At 68.1% G+C, this 16,081-nt stretch carries 17 protein-coding genes; 7 read left to right on the plus strand and 10 right to left on the minus strand.

The window, feature by feature from the left end; all coding sequences use genetic code 11:
* Positions 1-2: 2 nt before the first annotated feature.
* Positions 3-3,134, minus strand: coding sequence for a hypothetical protein (locus ITJ67_RS11925; RefSeq protein ID WP_194677774.1), 3,132 nt, complete (start codon positions 3,132-3,134; stop codon positions 3-5).
* Positions 3,135-3,967: 833 nt separating this feature from the next.
* Between ITJ67_RS11925 and ITJ67_RS11930 the strand changes: the two genes are divergently transcribed.
* The 5 genes from ITJ67_RS11930 to ITJ67_RS11950 all read left to right on the plus strand — a co-directional run bounded on the left by ITJ67_RS11930 (position 3,968) and on the right by ITJ67_RS11950 (position 8,221).
* On the plus strand, positions 3,968-5,626 hold the full coding sequence (locus ITJ67_RS11930; protein WP_194677775.1) for a ParA family protein: 1,659 nt from the start codon (positions 3,968-3,970) through the stop codon (positions 5,624-5,626).
* A 36-nt stretch (positions 5,627-5,662) separates the two neighbouring features.
* Positions 5,663-6,535: a hypothetical protein gene (locus tag ITJ67_RS11935; RefSeq protein ID WP_194677776.1), complete on the plus strand. Its 873-nt coding sequence runs from the start codon at positions 5,663-5,665 to the stop codon at positions 6,533-6,535.
* A gap of 6 nt (positions 6,536-6,541) precedes the next feature.
* Entirely contained in the window at positions 6,542-6,931 is a 390-nt protein-coding gene (locus ITJ67_RS11940) for a hypothetical protein (RefSeq protein WP_194677777.1), read from the plus strand.
* Positions 6,928-7,872 (plus strand): hypothetical protein, encoded by a 945-nt coding sequence (locus ITJ67_RS11945; protein ID WP_194677778.1) that lies wholly within the window; start codon positions 6,928-6,930, stop codon positions 7,870-7,872. Before ITJ67_RS11940 ends, ITJ67_RS11945 begins: the two co-directional genes overlap by 4 nt.
* 94 nt (positions 7,873-7,966) lie before the next feature.
* The gene (locus ITJ67_RS11950) at positions 7,967-8,221 is read left to right on the plus strand and encodes a hypothetical protein (RefSeq protein ID WP_194677779.1); all 255 of its coding nucleotides are present in this window, start codon (positions 7,967-7,969) and stop codon (positions 8,219-8,221) included.
* 84 nt (positions 8,222-8,305) lie between these two features.
* On the opposite strand, the gene ITJ67_RS11955 is transcribed toward ITJ67_RS11950, so the two are convergent.
* The 9 genes from ITJ67_RS11955 to ITJ67_RS11995 all read right to left on the minus strand — a co-directional run bounded on the left by ITJ67_RS11955 (position 8,306) and on the right by ITJ67_RS11995 (position 14,493).
* Positions 8,306-8,899 (minus strand): hypothetical protein, encoded by a 594-nt coding sequence (locus ITJ67_RS11955; protein ID WP_194677780.1) that lies wholly within the window; start codon positions 8,897-8,899, stop codon positions 8,306-8,308.
* Entirely contained in the window at positions 8,896-9,783 is an 888-nt protein-coding gene (locus tag ITJ67_RS11960) for a DUF2637 domain-containing protein (protein WP_194677781.1), read from the minus strand. Before ITJ67_RS11960 ends, ITJ67_RS11955 begins: the two co-directional genes overlap by 4 nt.
* On the minus strand, positions 9,780-11,645 hold the full coding sequence (locus tag ITJ67_RS11965; RefSeq protein ID WP_194677782.1) for a UvrD-helicase domain-containing protein: 1,866 nt from the start codon (positions 11,643-11,645) through the stop codon (positions 9,780-9,782). The genes ITJ67_RS11960 and ITJ67_RS11965 overlap by 4 nt, the downstream gene beginning before the upstream one ends.
* Positions 11,646-11,681: 36 nt before the next feature.
* A complete protein-coding gene (locus ITJ67_RS11970) occupies positions 11,682-12,032 on the minus strand; it encodes a WhiB family transcriptional regulator (protein ID WP_416362324.1) in 351 nt (116 codons plus the stop codon).
* Positions 12,029-12,364, minus strand: coding sequence for a hypothetical protein (locus ITJ67_RS11975; RefSeq protein WP_194677783.1), 336 nt, complete (start codon positions 12,362-12,364; stop codon positions 12,029-12,031). The genes ITJ67_RS11970 and ITJ67_RS11975 overlap by 4 nt, the downstream gene beginning before the upstream one ends.
* A complete protein-coding gene (locus ITJ67_RS11980) occupies positions 12,361-12,777 on the minus strand; it encodes a hypothetical protein (protein WP_194677784.1) in 417 nt (138 codons plus the stop codon). The genes ITJ67_RS11975 and ITJ67_RS11980 overlap by 4 nt, the downstream gene beginning before the upstream one ends.
* A gap of 176 nt (positions 12,778-12,953) precedes the next feature.
* Positions 12,954-13,259, minus strand: a complete 306-nt coding sequence (locus tag ITJ67_RS11985) for a hypothetical protein (RefSeq protein ID WP_194677785.1) — start codon at positions 13,257-13,259, stop codon at positions 12,954-12,956.
* Between the two features lie 58 nt (positions 13,260-13,317).
* Positions 13,318-13,956, minus strand: coding sequence for a MucR family transcriptional regulator (locus tag ITJ67_RS11990; RefSeq protein WP_194677786.1), 639 nt, complete (start codon positions 13,954-13,956; stop codon positions 13,318-13,320).
* 117 nt (positions 13,957-14,073) lie between these two features.
* Positions 14,074-14,493: a hypothetical protein gene (locus ITJ67_RS11995; RefSeq protein ID WP_194677787.1), complete on the minus strand. Its 420-nt coding sequence runs from the start codon at positions 14,491-14,493 to the stop codon at positions 14,074-14,076.
* 91 nt (positions 14,494-14,584) lie between these two features.
* Between ITJ67_RS11995 and ITJ67_RS12000 the strand changes: the two genes are divergently transcribed.
* Together ITJ67_RS12000 and ITJ67_RS12005 are read left to right on the plus strand one after the other, a co-directional pair.
* Complete coding sequence (locus tag ITJ67_RS12000; RefSeq protein WP_194677788.1) at positions 14,585-14,752, plus strand: hypothetical protein; 168 nt, start codon at positions 14,585-14,587, stop codon at positions 14,750-14,752.
* 124 nt (positions 14,753-14,876) lie between these two features.
* On the plus strand, positions 14,877-16,034 hold the full coding sequence (locus tag ITJ67_RS12005; protein WP_194677789.1) for a ribonuclease HI: 1,158 nt from the start codon (positions 14,877-14,879) through the stop codon (positions 16,032-16,034).
* Positions 16,035-16,081 lie beyond the last annotated feature (47 nt).

Genomic DNA, 16,081 nt, shown 5'->3' on the forward strand with positions numbered 1-16,081 from the left:
TCCTATGCGGCCGAGCTGGTGTCGGCGCTGTCTGCGTCGCCGACGCCGAAGAATCCTTCGGCGTCGAGGATCGCGTCGAGCAGGACTGGGACGCCGGAGCCGCGGGAGCTCTTGGTCGTCTGATCGGAGTTGCCCGGCGATCGGAGGGTGGCTTGGACAGTCACCGTTCCTGGAGTCGCCCGCTTGACGAACAGGCTCGTCGCACCCTGGTCCCACATGTCTCGCCACCCGACGGCGGCTCCCATGCCTGGCTGGATGAGGGTTGGGTGGTGGCGCTTGGCCTCGCTGAACGCGTTGTCCCGATTGAGGAATGCCACGAGCTGAGACTGGCCATCCCTGTGGAGTTCGAGGAGGAACCCGATGCGCATGCCACGGGGAACCCAGGCACCGTCAGCGCCGCGGCTCGCGTCGAAGACCCAGCCGAGCCGTTCGTTGAGTCGGTTGTTCTCGAGGCTGTTGGCAGGGAATGGAGGCATGCCCGCCTGGTCGGGGTTCGCGAGGTGCGCCTTGCCCGAGCCAAGCGTGTTGTCGAGCGCACGGAGGAGCAGTTTGCCGGGTGACGAGTTTCGACTGCTCTCAACAGCGTCCCCGAAGAGTGCGTAGATTTCCCTGGTAAGGGATGCGGGGCTGGTGACGTTGAGCGCTTGCATGACGTCCTCGTCGGCACCGAGCCCCGCCCAGTGTCCGAGGGTGTGCATGACGTCAAAGACCTGCGCGAACTCGGCCGCGTTCTCGCCCTGGCGAGTGGAGTCGGCGTGGGACATGCCGAGGCGAAGCATGTGCTCGGTTGCCGCTCTACGCATGCTCTCGTAGATGTCGTCCGTGACGTGCTCGTGGATACCGGGCCAGTCCAGTTTCGCGTAGTCCTCGTGCAGGTGCCACAGGCGGATCATGGCCGCGGACATGCGCGCCTGCGTGAGGTCGCTGGTGAAGAACGCCTTGAGGGCTCGCACCGCAGCAGGGTTGTCGCCGAACACGCCTCGGGCACCGACTTCCAGCTGGAGGGTGCGCTGGCGCACCGAGTCGATCTGGAACTCGTTCTCGCTGGTGATGATGAACTGTGCGCGCGGGTCGTTCGTCGCGCGCTGCACAAGCTCGGCGCTGCCGCGCCCCTTGCCTTGCCCGTTGAAGATGCTGCGAATGAAGTCGGAGAGCTTCTGCTCCTGGGCGACCGCTGTGCGGGCGTCGACGGCCGCGGCGAGGTCGTCGGCGACCCAGATCGGGGTCCGTGAGACGTTGAGCTCGGTCGCCACGAACGTGTCGTTGGCACCTCCTGGGAGGGAAGCACGCCACGCGTTCGCTACCTTCTGCCAGGCTCCCATGATGGCCATCGCGAGGTAGCTCTTGCCGGACTTGGGAGGACCGAACAGGGACAGCGTGACGCTGGGGCGGGTGGGTAGGGTCGGCCGGAACATCGTCGCCCACGCGACCGCGCCGAACTTGCGGTGCGCGAAGGCTCCGGAGGCGAACCAGTGCGCGTACATGCTGCGCAGGTCGTCGCGGATCTGTCGCTTGTACTCCTCGATCGACAGGTTCCGGTACGTGTCGACGACACCGAACCGTGGGGCGGAGGCGAACGAACCTGCCGTGACACCGGGGAGCGTGGACTGCTCCTCGTTGGCGCTGGGCCCGACTCTGACGTCTCCCGCGATGAAGACGGGGTGCCCACTGGCGGTGGGAACATATCCCATCGTCTCCCACGCGTCCTCGTGCACGATCTCGTCGCGGCGGTTGGATTTGATCGCTTTGAGATACTTGCTGCCGAGGTCGCGGCGGAAGTCCGGATGGCTCGTGAGCTCCTGGGGGATGTCGACCTGCTTGCGGAAATGCCCGCTCGTCCAGTCGCCTGGGTTCGCGGCGAGCATCTCACCGGGGCCTGTAGCCGTTGCGATGAAGGTTTCCCCGTTCTCGACCCATTTGAACTCGACGGCCGCCTCCACTCGCACCGCCCGGCCGTCTACGTCGGCGTCGATCGTGCCGGTCTGCTGCTCGGTCAAGGTCGGCACTCGAAGGGTGCGCACGGACTTGATGCGTCCGCCGATTGCGACAACCGGCTCCCAGTAGAACTCCTGAGTGAGGGCGCTCTGCACGTACTCCTCGACGAAGACGCCCACTTCGGACACGCGGTAGTCGCCTTTGCGGTAGCCGGCGTCTTCTGTGGCGACGGGTGCGTCGGGGAGGATCTCCGCCACGCAGGAGAGGGCGTCGTTCCAGGTGCCGACACGACTGAGGAAGTCGTCCATGCCGAGACGCTCGCCACCGACGTAGTTGACCGATTCCATGCGGAGCACCGCTTCGGGCCCGTCGAGGTCGATGAGCTTGGGGCTGCCGTGCTTGCGTTCGATGAAGTCGTAGAGCTTCCGCGCCTGGTTCCACACGTTGCGATTGCGGCGAACGTCACCGTCGAAGGCGATCAGTCCGGTGCGGTTGTGGAAGACGATCTCCACGAGCCCTTCGACGTTGTTCCAGTTACCGACGCCGATGAGGCCGATCACCAGGACCCGCTTCGCGCTCGGCACTCGGTCCAAGAGCGTTCGCAGCGCTAGCCGGTCCGCGCGGCGGTCCCCACTGGTCTGCGACAACTCCGCGTCGGTGACGCCAGCGCTGCGGAGGATCGCGGTGAGCGTGGAGTCGGCCTTCAGCGCGCCTTCCACGAACAGGATCGTTGGCGCGTCCATCAGCCAGCTCGGGGGCACCGACGGCGACATGTCGAACGTGGATCGGCCCTTTGCTTCCAGGAGGTACTTGCGGGCCTTGCCGTTCTCAATCAGGGGTGTCGAAGGGCGGTACTGAAACTGGAGCGGCATAACGTCGACGCCCGCGGCGTTCACGTCCTGCAGGTCGTACCAGGGGATGACGAGCGTGTCCTCGCCGGCCGCTCCGCGCTCGAGCATGTCGGTCTGCTGCTTCGGTGGTCGCCCACGCCCGCTCTTGCGCATCTTCCGGACACGCTTGAGGTCGTCCTCGTCGACGACGGTGTCGTAACCGCGGGCGGCCGCCACGAGCGGGGCGACACCGGAGTCCGCGAGCTTGCGAGCACCGGAGCCTCGTGCAATGACGTGGAAATGCTCGGCCACCCATGGAGTGAGGGGCTCGAGCTCAGACAAGTTGGCGATGGGCGTGGGGTTCGTCATGCGGAACCTATGCGGGCGACGGGTCCACTCGGTCGCCCACACTTTCGGTGACCGCGCCGTTCCAGGAGACACGCCGGACGTCACCCCGGGGACGCAGCTCAGGTTTCGCGACCACGTCAACGACGCGCCCGAGGGACGATTGGCACAGAGCCTCGTCGGCGTGTCGCCTGCTGGGATTTTCCCGTGAATCCACCGATGGGCGAAAATCCCTGGAAACGGCGAAACATAGTTGGAACTAGGTCGCCAACTCGAGGCCTAGTGCTCGGATTCCGCTTTTGACCAGGAGTTTCTTGACAAAAACTTGCCCTCCCGGCCCAACTAGCGATCCCCGAAACGCCTATATAGAGAGATCAATAATAAAAAGGTGAAAAGGAGTCGAATTAACCCATATATAGATATATCTATATATATAGACCTTTTCCTTTTCCTAGTAGTAGTAGTAGTAAGGGGTTTCCCCTACTGCCGACTGGGAACTCGACCTAGGCGAGGTTCTAGGAGCGCCTAGGAATCCGGCCTCGCAACTATGCTTCGCCCAAAATCGGGCCTCGAAACCGGTCTTTCGGCACCCGCCGCGGACCCCGCCAGACCGGCCCGACGATCACCCAAAACCGCCTCCGATGCCCGGAACGGCGCGGGTCGACGGAAAAATCACGACCGACCGCCGGGTTGCGCCGCCCGCAGGTCCGGGGTAACTTTTCGACAGCTGGGACCAGCCCACCGGTCTGTCGAGTCAGAGCCACGCCCCAGCCCCACACGCACCACCCACGCCCGCCGCGAGACACCCCTCGCCGCGGGCGTTCGTCGTTTCCGGCCGGTCCCCGCATAGGGTGCACATGACCGCCACTGCTCCCGCCTCTGTCTCCCACGCCCTCGGTGTCGTCGATGCCCCTCAGCTCGCCGACGCGCTCCGCGACCTGAACTTCGACGTCGTCGACGCTGCTGTGGAGACCCTCGAGCTGGAGCTCATGTCCGCCGCAACCTCTCGCGGCCCGTTCCGAGTCCTCGTCGCCGCCCCGCTCGGTGGCGTCCCCACGGATCCCGGGGCGTTCCTCGCGCGCATCGTCAGCCAGGTCACCGTCGCCGTGCTCCACGCGACCGACGATGACCTGGCAGCGCACTCGCTTCCGGGCGCGCACAACCTCGTCCGCCCCGTCACCCTCGATCAGGTGTTGGCTCTCCTCGGATACCAGCAGCTCGGCGACGCTCGCGGGGCCACGCCGCTGGACGCATATGTGCCGCCGGCCCCGGAACCGGTCGCACTGCCACTCCCGATGCCCCTCCCCCAGCCGCGGGCGCTGCCAACCGCAGCGCCCGCGGCAGCGCCAGGATTCGTGCTCCCTGCACCTGCACATGCACCTGTACCTGAGCTCGTCACTGCACCTCCGGCGGCGCCCACCTTCGCTCCCCCTGCACCAGCCCAAACGGCACCAGGACCTGTCCCTGTGCAGCCGTCCACCGCGCCCACCTACGAGCCGCCTGCAGCACCAGCCCCGGCGCCGGCCCCTGCACCTGCTCCCGCGCGCGACGACATCGGCGACGATCTCTTCACGTCCATCGCACCTACCGTCACGCGATCCCCGATCCACCCGGCAGGCGCGGAGATGCCGCGGGAGACGCGGACGATCATCGTGTCCGCCGGCAAGGGTGGTGTGACGAAGACGACGCTGAGCCTGCTCATCGCAGCGCTCGCCTCCGAGGTGCTCGGTTCGGACGCGCGCGTGCTCTACATCGACGGGAACCGCGGCCAGGGCGACACCCAGGTGCTCCTGAAAATCCAGCCGAACACGATCCCGACGGTGTACGACATGGCGCACACTCGCCCCGCCGATGTCGCCTCCACCCCGTCGCAAGCGAACGCCGCCCGGGGGCTGCTCGGCAAGAGCCGCCCGATCGGGTTCCACTACGTGCCCGCTCCCCCGCGAGGGTTCGGCGGCGCGGACCGCACGCCCGCCTCGTCCTACCGGGCGCTGCTGGATTGGGCGCAGGGCCGCTTCGACGTCGTCGTCATCGACACGCAGATGCTCGAGGACTCCCTCACCGACCTGGAACGCGACGTGTGGATTCCCGAGTACCAGCGCCGCGGCGCGTGGCTCGTGGCCCTCACGGACGAGTCCCGCATGGGCTTCACCGGGCTCCAGCGGATCCTCGACGCGTACACACACGGCTCCGACTCAAGCCGTGCCGTGTTCGTGAACGCGCTCCTCGCTCCTGAGACGGAGTTCACCGACGACACCGAACGCCAGTGGCGGGCAGCGCTCGCCGGGCGCGCGGACCACTTCGGCGGCACAACCGCGGAAGACCCGAGCTTCGAGGGACTCCTGAACGCAGGCGCGTTCGACCCGCACCACCCGGCTGTCTACGCCACCGTCGCCAACCTGCTGCACCTCGCCACGGGGCGCGACGAGTTCGAGGTCCCCGACCCCGACGAGGACACCCACGACGGCGCCGGCGCGCGCGGAGGACTGTTCCGGAGGCTGTTCGGGAAGCGGTAGGAGGCCGGGAACCATGCGCTCGCGCATAGGTTCCCCATGCAAGCCGCCACCGCCACTGACGCCGCCCACGACACCCGCACGCCCGTCACCCATCTCCTCGCGCGAATGCGCGTCGGCTCCGACCTTGCCCGACTGGGCCCGTCGACCGCCTCGATCTCAGTGGCAGCCATCCTCCCCAGCTTCGCGAGCATCGATGACCGACCCGCCTGGGTGACCTGGAGCGGCCCCGACCAGCTCCGGTCCGTGGCCCCGCGCGGCGCACGCCTGACCTGGTCCGTTCGCGGGTCAACGTCCACGACCGTGCTGAGCGGAACCGGATTCGTCGACGAGCTCGGCGCCTGGACGGGAGACCTGCCGCCGGGGACCATCAATCCTCGGGCATTCTCCCCGCACGCGCAGGCACTGGCCTCGTTCGCGGCCGACGCGGCGATGGCGCAGTGGGAGCTCGTCCAGCACCTGGCACCTGGCCTCCAAACGCTCGCCCGTGCGTACGAGCGAACGCAGTACGTCGTCCTGGACACGGACGCGCTCGTGCGGCATCTCCGGTTCGGCATCTCGTGGCGGTCGGCGCCGTCCCCGCTCGGCAATGCCCTTGCTGAGCTCGTCGCCACCGATGACCTCGCGCGCTCCGACGTCGACGCGGTGGTGCGGAGTCTGCTGCGCGACCTCGCACATCGAAGCGTCGACGGAGCCCTCGCCGACATCGACCTGGCCCCTGTTCTCACCCGCATCCGGGAGTCGCCGGCACCGTCGCTGGCCGAGCTGATCCAGCTGTGGTCGATCGCGAACCCTCGCTTGGAGCTGCGGCCGCAGGCGTTCGTCGCCGCGATCAGTCACGCAACCCCGCTGCCACCAGCGCTGGGGACCTCGCTTGCCCAGGACGCGGCCCGACTCGGCCGGGCCGGGTGATCGCGGATGGATGCCCTGCTGCTGAACGAGCGCAAGGGTGAGATTCGTCAGCTCCGGGCCGCTGAGCTCACCCGTCTCGCCGACCGCACCTCGAACCTCGATGACCTCCTCGAACGTGCCAGCCTGCCTGCCGGAGCACCGCTGCGACGGCTGCGGATCCTGCAGGTGCTCGTCACCGCCGGGGTCGCGAACGCGGCCGCATCTCGAGCGCTCCGCCTTGCCGTCGACCAGGTCGAAGAGAACGTTGGCCGCCCGACGGCGCTGACGCTCGCGTGGCTGATGGACGCCCGCTCCGGGGAACGCCGCCTAGACGCGCTCGGAGACGCGCTCACGGACCGGCAGGCCTCGCCCGGTCGAGGTTTTCCGTTCGCGGCTCCCTCGCGGGTGCGGCGATGACGGCGCGCACGAGGACGGCCCGGTCGCGTCCGGAGTTCGATGAGCGGACCCTGTCCCGGCAGATCCTGCAGATCGTGCACGCCACCGATACCGACGAACGGCGACGCCTCGCGGCCGCGGTCGCGGATCATGCGGTGCGCTCCGGGATCCTCAAGTCGTGGACGGAAGTGTTCCTCGCGAAAGGGCAGGCGCTCGGTGCGAACGATGAGACGACGGCGCTCATGTCGAAGCTGGATGTGCAGCAGATCGTCGCGGAGTCCCTGCTGACCCGCCTCATCGCGGTCACCCCTGCCGACTACGTGAAGGTGCAGAAATGGTCCGGCTGGCTGTTCATGAAAGCGCGCGAGGCCATCCGGGACAAGCGCGAGTCGTCCGAGTACACGTACGCGTCCGGCATGGTGACGCTGCTGCGGCGCCGCAAGATCATCCAGACGCTCACCGGCCACCTCACCCGCGATCTCGGGCGGGAACCGACCCCCGCGGAGGTCATCGCCGCGTCGAAACGGCGTGGCAACGAAGCCTCACGACGACGCGCTGGGATCGAACTCACGCCCGCCGACTTCGACGACGCCGCCGTCACCCCCATGGCCGTCACCGCAGACGGCGGCGACCCCTTCGCTGACCTCGCATCCGAGGGCGAGACGCCTGAGGAAGCGGCCCAGGAGTCCGAGAGCGACGCCAACGCTCGGATGCTCGCAGCCGAGCTGCTGGAGCGTGCACTGGCGCTCGCAGGAGCCGCTGGTGGCCCCGTGCCGGCGGAACTCGACACCGTCGGCGCAGCCTGGCTCGACCTGGTGCTGGAAGGCGTCCAGCAGCCCCGCACCACGGAGCTCACCGAACGCACGGGACTGGATCGCCGCTTGGTCGACCCGGCCTTGAAACGGTGGCGGACGCTACTCGTGCAGGCTCGGGCGCAGCTGACGCTCCCCGCGGCGTCGTAACCCCTCTGCCGCCGACATTCGGGTGCCTTTCAGGTGCCCCGGTCGCTTTGCGATCTAGACTCGCGGCAATCTGACAACGACGTGGGAGGCACTCATGAAGCTCAGGACCAAGCTCGGGGCCGCTGTGTTCGCGGCAGCCCTGGTAACCGGGGTCGGCGCGACCTCCGCTCAGGCGGCGTATCAGACGGGTCACCTCGTTCAGGGGTCGACCCTGGCTGCCTGCCAGACGAGCCTGAACAACGCGGTCAACACCTACGTCAACGCCGGCAAGACGGTCACGCACATCTCGAAGTGCGTCCGGAACAGCGCAACGAAGTACACGGGCGCGGTCTTCGTACGGACGTACTGACCTCGGCGCACGCAACGCCCCGATGTAGGGATGTACATTCGTACACTCCTGCATCGGGGCGTTTGTCGTCTTGGCGGGCGTGCCCTAGAAGATGCGGTCCTCGAACGGGTTCGGGAGGTAGAACCGTCCGTGCCGGTCTTCGGCGATGTCCTTCTGGTCGGTGCTGCGGGGCGAGAGGAACGCGTGGCCGTCGGTGACCCAGTAGATGGTCGTGCCGATGTCGCCTTCGGTGAGGAGCTGCTGGCCGGCTTTGTCCCAGTCGATGAGGTTGAACGGCCAGTCGGTCAGGTCGAGCACGGGCCGGTAGGTGCCGGGGATGTGGTCGAGGTTGTGGTGGACCTTGAACGCGATCGCGCGGGCGAGGCCGGCGAGGGTGTCGTGCTTGCCGAGGTAGCGCAGCCACAGCCCGGACAGCCAGGCGCTGGAGGTGAGGTCCTTCGTCGCTGCTTCGGTCTCGGGGAGCGGCTCGTACTTGAGGAGGTCGTCGACGACCTGCTCGGTGATGGGCAGCGGCCCGTGCACCTGCTCCTGGAAGGTGAGGTGCTCGAGGAACGAGGCGCCAGCGCCGGGGATGCGCACATCTCCCATGTCGATTTCGGGCTCGGGCGGCAGGTGCGCGTCTTCGATGCCATCGGGCGCGTAGTCGGGCGTTGGCGAGTGGAAGGATGCGTCGGTCATGGCTGGGCGGGGCTTTCAGCGTCGGTGGCCGCCGTGGTGGCGGGCGGGTTGGCGGGTTCGAGGTTGCCGTCCGGGGTCATGAACGAGTAGCGCTGGCGGCCAGGCTCGTTTGAGTCTTCCACGGCGGCGTGATCCTCGGCAGGAGTGGTCTGGGCTGTCGGCTCGGGGTCGCTGACCTCGGCCTGCGCGGTCTCGACGATCGCCGCCTCGGCGTCCGGTACCTGCTCCCCCGTCTCGTCGCGGTCGGATGGGGGTGTGAAGATGAGGCGGGTGATCTCTTCGGCGGAGAACAGCGCGGCGAGGGGCGCCCCGACGGCAATGAGGGCGCCGAACCAGGCTTCGCGCTGGGTGAAGTCCCACTCCCAGTAGCTCGCGGCGTGGGCGAAGTTGATGGCGACGCTGACGGCGGTGAACCCGCACAGCACGAGCATGGTGCGCATGACGCTCTCGCGACGCCAGCGGAGGATCGCGAGCGACAGCGTGTACCCGAGGATCGCGCCGTCGATGAACACCGGGGCGAGCCACTGCACGGAGCTGGGGATGCCCGTCCAGATCGCCGCTTCCGCGATCGCGGCGTAGGAGAACACGTAGGACGCGCCCATGATCATGATGATGAGCAGGATCGCGAACGCGCCCACCCCGTACCGGTCGGGGCTGATGCGCGCGGCGCGCAGGACCTTCGAGGGCGCCGCCGGTGCCGCCGGTGGCGCCGCAGCGACGGAAGGCGTCTCGACCGCGGGGGCTGTCGCCTGCGGTGCTGGAGCTACCTGCGGTTCGGGGGCGATGGTCTGCTGCTCGGGCACGGCGATGGCCCTTTCCGGGGTCGGCTCGGCAAGGCCTGGCTCGTACTGGGTGACGGCGTGGGGTGTGGCGATGGTGGTCATGAGGCGCTCCTCGTCGTGGCCTGCGCGCGCTGGCGAGCGGCGACTTCGGCGATCTTCGCGATGGTGGTGGGCAGCTCGTGCTGGACCCAGAGGGCAGTCATGGCGCGCAGCTCTGCCTCGGGCACGGCGGCGGCCGCGTCACTCAGCGGCACGGCCGCTGCGCTGACAGGCGCATTCACGACCTGCGCGATGAGCTCCTGCAGCACGATCTGGGATGCCGACGCCTGGGCTGGCACTGCAGCGATCGGTGCTGCTGGTGCGGACGCCGGCGCTGGGACGAACGCTTTCGGAGTGAGAGTGATGACCTCGCGCGGCTCGGGAGCCGCGGCGATGGGCCGGGGCACTTCGGCGGCGGGGCCGCTGGAGGTCTCGATACCGCCCTGCCAGTCTTTCGCCCAGGCAAGTTCGGTCGCGTCCAGGTGGTCCTTGGCGCGGGTGACGGCGACGTACGCGAGGCGCGCTTCCTCGCGGCGGATGGGCTTCGGGTTGCCGTCGTCGGCGTGGCCGGGCTCGTAGAAGTCGTTGTGGATGCGAACGCGAGACCATTCCAGGCCCTTCGCGACGTGCGCGGTGGACACGGTCACGTCCGCGTCGTCGGGGCTCGCCGTGCAGGACTCGATGGCCTTGATGACGGTGCGGGCGTTGTACTGGTCGATGATCTTCACCAGCGGCTCGAGCTCTCGCAGCTCGCCGGACTCGACGAGGTTCTGCACCTCTCGCCAGCTCCCGAAGCTCGACAGGTCCCGATGACTCGTCTTCCCGCGCTCCTGCAGCTGCTCACAGGCGGTCGCAAGCTCCAGCAGCGTCTTCGCCTGGTTCTGGCCGGCGACGTGCACCTTCTTGCCGCGCTCCTGCTGAGTCATGATCGCGCGCAGGCTTCCGCCGTTGGAGCGGGCGAGGATCCCGTCGGGAGTGCCGCTCATGCGCCCCATCTGTCCGGACTTGCCGGGCAGGCCCGTCAGTCGCAGGCTCGCGTCGAGCCCGTCGAGCCACCAGTTGGCCTCGGTGGCGATGGTCTCCCCGAACCGGAACGAGGTGGTCAGCTGGAGGATCTGCCCGCCGAACGCGTCCATGCTCATGGAGGCGCCACGCCAGCCATAGATCGCTTGCTCCCTGTCTCCCACTGCCACAATTTGCGTGTTCTGCTGGGCTTTCAGCGCCTGGATGATCACGGGGTTCGAGTCCTGTGCCTCGTCGAGGAAGATCGTGTCGTAGGGCAGCTGCGGGCTGCTCAGTGCCCACTGCTTGAGGTAGGTGTCGTGGGTGAAGGGGAGCTTGCCGTCGTTCCAGACGAGGTCCTCCCACGCGGCGATCGTGCACGTGTGCAGGTGAGCTTCGAGGAAGGCGCGGTCCTCTGCGACGATCAGGTCAGCCCAGGCGGGTAGGGCTGGGGCGACCTCGATGATCTGCGTGACGCCGGAGTTCAGGAACTTGTTCAGTGTCTCGGTGACGAGCTTCGTCAGCTGCTCACGCGAGAGGGTGCGGCTGGGCTTGTCGGCGCCGTCGACGAGGCGGACGGTCATGGCGTCGTCAGTGCCGTAGATCTTCGAGCGCTGCGCCCACGGCATCATGCGAGGTCCCGTGTTCATCCGCTCCTTGCGCGGCGCTCCATGGCTTGGGTATGCGAGGGAGTGCATCGTCTTCGCGACCACGCGCGTTCCGGCGAACTTCTGCGCCGCGTCGGTGGCGATCGCACGGTTGTAGGCGAGGTAGAGGCTGCGGCGATGCTGGGTCGCGTCAGCGATGAAGGTGAGCGTCGCGGTCTTGCCGGTGCCCGCTCCCGCCTCGATGGTGAGGTTCTGGCCGGTAGAGGCGGCGGCGATGATGGCGGCCTGCTCGGGGGTGGGGGTTCGCGCGGACATGCGGCTCCTGAGATTCGACGGGTTGGGTCGCTCTCCCTATGCGGGCATGCTCCTGCGGGTCCGGCGCTTGAGGCTGCGCCGCTCCGACTCGTCGAGCCCGCCCCACACGCCGTCGTTGTGCCGCTCGGCGAGGGCGAGTGCCAGGCACTGCTCCCGCACCGGACAAGGCCGGCACACGCGTTTCGCTTCGGCCCGCTGCGCCTTGCCTGCAGGGGTGGACGCAAGATCCTCGGGGAAGAACAGGTCCGGGTCTGCATCTCGGCAGGCGCGCAGATCACGCCAGTTCGGCCCGTACGCTCGGATGACTGGCGCGGCCGGTGCTGGCAACCGAGCCGGGGCGGCAGCAGGTGCCGGAGATGCGCGGGTCGGCATCAGGATCGCCGTCATGCGCCGGTGGCAGGTACGAGGCGCAGGTCGGGGCGTCCGTGCTCGGCGGGTGACTGCTTCACGCGTTCCGCGTCGGCCTGGCGTCGATGCTCTTCTTCGTGGAGTCGGGCCCGGACCACCTGCACGTGCTCGTCGAGGGAGATGAGCAGGCGCGCGAGTTCTGTCGCGTCGTCGAACTCCAGGCGCACGGGTTCGGACCCGCACACGTCGATGACGACGGACCCGCCGACGATCTTCGGGGTGCGGTCGATCTCGATGGTCACGGCCGCGCTCGAGCCGATGGCGGTCGTTCCGGCGAACTCACGGAGGCTGCGGTCGGTGATCGCGCTCATGCGGCTGCTCCTGGGGTGAGGTCCTCGGATGGTCGGACCCACAGGACCAGTGTGGTGGCGACCATGAGTGCGTACCAGCTGAGGCTCGCGACGACGTCGCCGTGGACGAAGCCGGCACGGACGCCGAAGATCGCGGCACCGATCATGACCAGCGCGGCGAGTACAAATGTCGCTCGGTCCACGAGCCGGTCGAACGCTCGGCTGTTCGCGGCGGATGTCGTCAGGAGGCCCGTCAGGAGCGCGAAGGCGAGGATGGCGGTGAAGCCGACGTTGGCGCCGATCCATCCGTAGGCGAAGAGCGTCACCGTCTGGATGACGGCGGTTGCGAGGATCAGTGCTCGCACCGCTCCGGGAGCAATGCGGCGGAGGGCGTCCGGAGCGATCGGCGGGCGGAGAGCTGTGGGGAATCTCATGCCGACCCTATGCGCGGGATGCGCAGGTCCGCGCCCCGGTGACGGCACCGCCGGGAGCATCACCGGGGCGCGGACCTGCGACGAGCCAAGTGTTGGTGCGCCCCAGGACTGGCCCGTCCCGGCAGACGGTACACAGATCCGGCAAGGCTGTGGGGCAAAAACGGCGAATCGCTGTCTTAGAGCGTCGGCGTCAGGTGCCGGGTCGAAGTCGGCACAGGCCGCAGCGCGGCCGCGGGCGTGAGCGGGGCATCTTTGGCGTCGGCGATTTCCGTCAGGAGCCTGTCGAGCGCATCTCGCAGATCCGTGACGTTGGAGAGGTCGATGACGAGCACGGGCGAGTCGGCGACGCGGATTTCCGCGATGCCCTCCTCACCGAAATGCGCTTCCGTTGGGGTCGCGTCGACGCGGGCGTGAATGGACGCGTCGTCGGCGAACACCTGGATCGTGTGGGAAGGGACGGAAAGTGCGCGGACGTTCGACATGGGGCGGTGTTCTGAGGTTCTCCCCCTCGCGCCGGCGGCGCAGGTGGGCTCAGCGCACCTATGCGGGCGGGGAGAACGTGCGCCAGTCGTTCCAGCCGGGGAGGTGCTCATCCAGCCAGGCGCGCCTGGTGTCGTCGAGCGTGCCGTGCTGCGCGAGGACTCGGTTGCGTTGCATCCATTCCGCGTGCTGGCGTTCAGCAGCGTCGTCGCTGCGTCGCCGCGGAAGGCGTTCGTTCTGGCGCGTGAACGCGAGGTACTCGTTCGCGGAGGCCGTCCATTGCTGCGCACGCGTCGAGCTCCGCCCCTCTCGGGCACTCTCGGCTCGCCCGAGGCGTGCGTGTTCGACGCCGGCTGGAGAGATGCGCGGCTTCAGCTCCCCCGAGCGAAGCCGCTCATGGACGTCGATCAACGCCTGCTCCCCCGCTTCTTGGAACCTCGCCCATGCCTCTGTGCCCTGGGCCGCTTTCGCGGCGGCGGAACGGCGACGTTGCAGCTCCAGGCTCGAGAGCGGTTGCTTGCGGGCGAGGCCGTGCTTGTCCCGATATTCGTCGCTGGTCATACCGTGGGTGTGCTTGAGGTGGTTGGGGAGCCATGCCAGGCGCTCTCCGCATTCGTGGCAGAGGATCGTGTGCTCATCTCGGTCCACTTCCCCGTAGATGCCGAAGCCGGATGGGTCGATGCCCACTCTCGGTGTCATACGAACTCACCCTCGTCGTCGGTGCTTGCCCGCGCGTGTGCGCCGTCACGGTTGCGGACAACGGTAGACGCATCGGACGCTCGCGCATAGCCCCCGAATGGTGAGTTCTGCCCGGCATCAGACGGAGACGGTGGCGCCGAAGCTGTGGGAACGGACGAGCTGCTCCGCGGCGGTGAACGCGGCTTCTGCACTCTCGTACCAGCGCGCTGTCGGAGCGATCTCGAGGTTGATGAAGTTGTCGTCAACGAAGGCCCCGTCCTCGTCGTACGCGGTCACGCCGAGACGCGCGTCGATCTCGTAGCGGCCGTCGCCGTTGTCGTACAGATGGGCCGCGATGTCCTGCGAGAGCGCGCGAGTGCCCTCCAACGGCGCAAGCTCGCGCGACCTGGAGACGAATCCCAGCTCCCCTTCGGGACCTTCGGCGAGATGTCGGGTCGGTTCGGTGACTTCGGCGAGCACGAATAGCCCGGTGATGGCATCGATGTGGGTTTCGAGGACGTGCGGGCGGTACTTGGGCTCGGTGAGCGTGGCCGACATGGTGGACTCCGATCGTGACGTGAGGGGCGATGCCTGGCTATGCGGGCTTCGCTTCTGCACTGTGTGCGGTGCCTGCCCGCATAGATCGGTCATGAACTTCCCACCGCTGTGCTGGGCCGCCCTCGTGGCCGGCGCCATCCTCCTCGTGTCCTCATCCATCGCGGGCGTCTTCAACGGCGCGAGTCTCATCGGCGTACTGCTGGTCATCGGTCCCCTCCTGGTCCAGATTCCCTCCTCCGCCAACCTGGGCGGTGAGTGACGTGGAGCTTACGAACCACCACCAACGCGGAATGTCTGTTATCAGCGAATGGGGTTCCATCGTTGCCGAAACGCGACAAAACCTCGGATTTCATCTCGCGGGTGAGACAACCGCCGAGCCGTGCATGCGACATTCCGGTCACGACCGCCTCCGCCTCTACACGCGCGACGCCGTCCTGCAGCAGCTCCCCGACGTGGTTCCAGCCGGGTCTGTGCACACGCTCCGCGCGACGTTCACGAGGTCCCCGGTCACCCCGCCGCTGTTCGGCGAACGAGAGCAGCTGCTCTGCGCGGGCCTCGACGTGCAGTTGCGCATCTTCGACCTCGACGGTGCGCCGGCTCGCGCGTCGTGGGAGGTGACCCAGCGCACGGTCCAGGGTCCGTCCGAGCATGAGACAGCTGCGATCGTCCTCGCCGGCGTCCTCGACGCCGCCCATGAGTTCCTGCGACGCAACCGCACGGCCCGCCTCGAGCTGCACCTGCCCGACCGGCTCCTGCGCATCTTCGGACCAGGCGACCTCGGCCGCCTCTCGCTGCTCGTCGCCGAAGACCCTGACCAGGTCACCGCGAACCTGCGCGCCGCCGCGGTTGCCCGCTGGCTGGATGAGCTGAAGACCCTCGGCTTCGAGCGACGCGCGGCCCTCCTGGCGCAGGCGAAGACCAGCGCGGACCAGGTGCCGATCCCGCACCGCTCGGAAGTCACGTACGCCACGGACGCGTCCGTGCATCCGTGGCCGAGCCGGTACGGGAAGGCGAGAGCCGCGTGGGTGCGGGAGGACGGACGGTTCTTCGTCTCGCCGGCGCAGGGCACGATCAACGTCCTCGCCGTCGAGCTGCGCGCGATCCTCGCAGCGCTCACGCACGCTGCCACGCACGAACGCATCCGCGTGCTCACCGACAACCTCAACGCCGTGGAGCTGCTCACCCCCGGCAAACGCCAGAACGCGGTCGAGCACCCGAAGGTCGTCACCACGGCGCTGGCCTCCATCCGGGAACGCCTCGACCAGTTCGAAGTGCGCCCGCTCATCGAGCACGTCCGCGGTCACTGCGGGCATCCGCTGAACGAAGCCGCCGACGGCCTCGCCCGCAACGCTCGCATGGCCGACAGCGCCGAGCTCCCCTTCGCGCTGGATCTCGTCTCCCGCGCCTGCACCGACTACGCGGACCTCCGCCGCGCCTCATCCCCGGATGCAGTCACCACGCCCGTCGTCGCGCGGGTGCCTCGTGCTCGGGTGCGGCAGCGCGTGGAGAAGGCGCTCGAGCTCCTCGAGAGCGCACGATAGCCGCACACGACAACGGCCCCCACGAACTTCGTGGGGGCCGTTGCTCT

Source organism: Pseudoclavibacter sp. VKM Ac-2867, assembly GCF_015351275.1.
Lineage (GTDB): Bacteria > Actinomycetota > Actinomycetes > Actinomycetales > Microbacteriaceae > Pseudoclavibacter.